The sequence below is a fragment of the Kitasatospora sp. SC0581 genome, from assembly GCF_048159585.1.
GTDB lineage: Bacteria > Actinomycetota > Actinomycetes > Streptomycetales > Streptomycetaceae > Kitasatospora.
The window spans coordinates 1-366 of the sequence record NZ_JBLRWA010000230.1 but is presented as its reverse complement, the minus strand read 5'-3'; the positions used below and the strand labels follow the sequence as shown (position 1 = coordinate 366).

At 73.2% G+C, this 366-nt stretch carries 1 protein-coding gene; it reads right to left on the bottom strand.

What is annotated here, in order from left to right; all coding sequences use genetic code 11:
• The coding region (locus tag ACLWS4_RS37905; RefSeq protein ID WP_416876562.1) for a LuxR C-terminal-related transcriptional regulator at window positions 1-342 on the bottom strand (342 nt) is incomplete at its 3' end.
• Window positions 343-366 lie beyond the last annotated feature (24 nt).

Sequence of the window (366 nt, the reverse complement as noted above, 5' to 3'; positions counted from 1 at the left end):
GCCGTCCGCCAGGGCCTGGAACGAGGTCAGCACGGTGTCGGTGATCTCCCTCTTCAGCGTGGCCCGGCGCGGGACCAGCAGTCCCGTCCGGCAACCGATGTCGATCATCTGCGGCGTGGTCGCCGCCCCGAGCTTCTGACGGAGCGCGGCGAGGCGCCTGCGGACGGCGTGCTCGGAGACGTCGGTACGGGCTGCGATCTGCACGCCGCTCAGGTCGGCGGCGACCAGCGCTATCACCTCACGCTCCTGCGGCGTGAGGTCGGTGTAGTGCCCGCACCGGCGCACCCGCGGCTCCCCGACCACCGGCACCCGGTGGTCGGGGGCGGGCGCCCGAGGAGGCATCTGGACAACTTCGGCCGACGTGCG